This window comes from Okeania sp. (assembly GCF_983059655.1).
This window is the reverse complement of the sequence record NZ_CEZPJD010000896.1, coordinates 1-2,994: the sequence shown is the minus strand read 5'-3', so window position 1 is coordinate 2,994 and position 2,994 is coordinate 1. Positions and strand designations below refer to the sequence as shown.

Annotated in this window: 2 protein-coding genes; both read left to right on the top strand. The window is 33.6% G+C overall.

Annotation, left to right across the window (positions count from 1 at the left end; all coding sequences use genetic code 11):
• Positions 1-254: hypothetical protein (locus AC3DU7_RS29905; RefSeq protein ID WP_488042878.1), on the top strand; the 254-nt coding region annotated here is incomplete at its 5' end.
• Between the two features lie 436 nt (positions 255-690).
• Positions 691-2,526, top strand: coding sequence for a ferrous iron transport protein B (gene feoB / locus AC3DU7_RS29900; protein ID WP_488042877.1), 1,836 nt, complete (start codon positions 691-693; stop codon positions 2,524-2,526).
• Positions 2,527-2,994 lie beyond the last annotated feature (468 nt).

Sequence of the window (2,994 nt, the reverse complement as noted above, 5' to 3'; positions counted from 1 at the left end):
TACAACAAAAACTCTATACTGATATCGATCAAAACTGGAAAAAACCAGTCAAACAAACAGCAATTTATCTAGTTAAGGTAGATAAAAATGGAGAAATTATTTCTTATGAAGCTTTTAATCAAATAGCAAAAAATCATCTAAGTAGTACACCACTGCCGAATTTAGTTAAGCCTAATGCTAATAATAAACTAGAATGGACTGAGTTTGCTATTTTACTCTATGCAGACGGTAATCTAGAGATAGAGCCAAAGTAATGAACGAAGGCAGATGGCAGAACGCAAAAGGGAAGAAAAGTATAGCTTTGGGTGTTGAAAAAAATCTCTTACAGTAAAGAAAAAGAGATAAGAGTGTTATACTTTAGCCCTCTATTTCTGAATTGTTTATCCTGCATTAATTGCTATATTTTATTTGTGAAGCATTCTATAAAAAAGAAATAGTAAAAAATAGTAGAAGAGGAAAGTGTTTAGGCTTGAGGGCTGACTTATAACTATAAGCATTCAGCTTTTCAATATTTGTCTATCGCTTTAATTTTCTGCTTTTTTTGCTCTATATAAAAATTCAAAATATTCTGGAAAAATTTCCACAAAAACTTAAAGACTTCTAAAAATAATCCCTAATCTTCAGAATTTATGCTTATAATAAAGCAATAAAAATATATCGCTAACTTTAAGATAAATAATCAAGTAACAAATGACTTGTCACGCCACTAAACCTACAACAATATCAAAATCCCAAACCACAAAAAGAGTAGCTTTAATTGGGATGCCAAATACTGGAAAATCAACATTTTTTAATCGAATTACTGGAGTTTCTGCTCATGTGGGAAACTGGCCTGGAGTAACAGTCGATCTTTTGCAAGCTAACGTCAAAATAAATGGTGAAACAACTGAATTTGTAGACTTACCAGGAATTTACAACTTTAACGGTTTTTCCGAAGATGAAAAAGTTGTTCAAACATTCCTAGAAAGTTATGCCATTGACTTAGTATTAGTGATTATCAATGCTTCACAAATTGACCGTCAAATTCGACTGCCATTACAGATAAAAGCCTTGGGTTTACCAGCAGTTTTGATGCTTAATATGTCAGATGAAGCAAAACAATATGGAATCAAAATAGATACAGAGGAATTATCAAAACGATTAGAAATGCCAGTGTTTTTAATTAGTGCTAAATATGGCAAAGGCTATATGAATGCATATATGGCAATTTCTGAACAGTTAAAAAAGGTAGAAAATTCCATCAAATTAAATAATGTCACATCTTGGATAGAAGCACAGGAAGATATTTCTCTTAGCGATATAGATACAGTCTTAAGTGGTGCTGTAGTTATGCCTTCTCAAATGGCAAAAAACTTCACAGCTCAAGTTGACAAAATACTCCTTCATCCTGTGTGGGGTTTACCCTTATTTTTCCTCGGAATGTTCCTAGTTTTTTGGGCAGTTTGGAACATCGGACTTCCTTCGATAGACCTGCTCGAAATAGTTGTTGAATGGGTACAGTCATCAATTGTTGAACCTCTAGTTCAACCTTTTCCAGAGATAGTTCAAGACTTTCTCCTTAATGGAGTCTGGGCAGGGGTAACTACAGTTGCTTCTTTTGTGCCATTAATCATCATATTTTTTATTATTATGGCAGTGCTAGAAGATAGTGGTTATCTATCGCGTTCCGCTTATTTAATGGATGCCTTTATGGCAAGATTAGGTTTAGATGGACGTAGTTTTGTACTGCATATAATGGGGTTTGGTTGTAATGTACCAGCATTAATGGGAACCAGGGTAATGCGATCGCCTGCTTTGCGGTTATTAACTATGTTAATCATTCCTTTTGGTTTATGTTCGGCGCGACTGCAAGTATTTGTATTTATTATTGCTGCAGTATTTCCTAATGGCAATGGAGCGATAGTTTTATTCTCTCTATATATCCTCAGTTTTCTGGTAGCTATTATCACCGCAGCATTATTTCAAGGGATATATAAAAATGAAGAACCTTTCATTCTAGAACTACCTCCTTATCGTTTCCCTACATTAAAGCAAGTATTACTGAGAAGTTGGGGAGAAGTTAGAGAATTTTTAGTCAGAGCATCAGGGTTTATTACTGTTGGTTGTATTGCAGTTTGGGTACTTACAAGTTTACCACCAGGTGCAACAGGATTAGATACAATTGGCGGTAAAATTGGTCAATTTATGAGTCCAATTATGGACCCAATTGGGATTAATCCTTATTTGACATTATCCCTATTTTTTGGCTTTATTGCTAAGGAAATTGTTATTGGTTCATTAGCTGTTATTTACAGCATGAGCGAACAAAATGTTAGTAGTAATATTTCTGATACAGTTACTTTTATTCAAGGATATAGTTTCTGTATTTTTTGTTTGCTTTATACCCCATGTTTATCTACTTTAGCAACTATAGTTAAAGAAGCAAAATCATGGAAATTTTCCTTACTTTCTTTGATATTTCCATTAGTTTTAGCTTGGGTTTCTAGTTTTATTTTCTACGAAGGAGCTTTGGCTTTAGGTTTTTGAAATAAATGTTATGTGAAAATTAGTTTATCAAAATAATTGGGTTGCCTAACCCCGCCTTTTAAGACGAAATATTTTTGGAGCGGGACTCAAATTACCGTTACAAAAATAACTTCTGAGTTCTGACTTCGTTAAAGCTCTATCTTGCATTTTTTGGTAAATTCTATTTACAACAATTTCCTACTTTTTGCAGTACACATATCTATTTTTAGAGAATAGGTAGTAGGGAGCAGGAAACAGACAAAAAATATTCAATTAATCTGCTGTAAGTTGTAGGAGTAAGTGAAAAACTTGCTCCTACTTTTGCTATTGTATAATATCAAATTGATAAATTTTTGCTACCAAGAGCTAGGATATTTCTGAGGATTCAACTCACCCCTAACCCATCCCAGGAGTCAGAAGTCGTATGGGAATGGCTTAAGGGACTTCCAAATAAAAAATTATCCCATTAGCTATGAAAGTAAGGGAGTA

Coding starts and splice junctions, on each gene's coding strand:
- feoB (WP_488042877.1), top strand. CDS start 691: ATGACTTGTCACGCCACTAAACCTACAACAATATCAAAATCCCAAACC.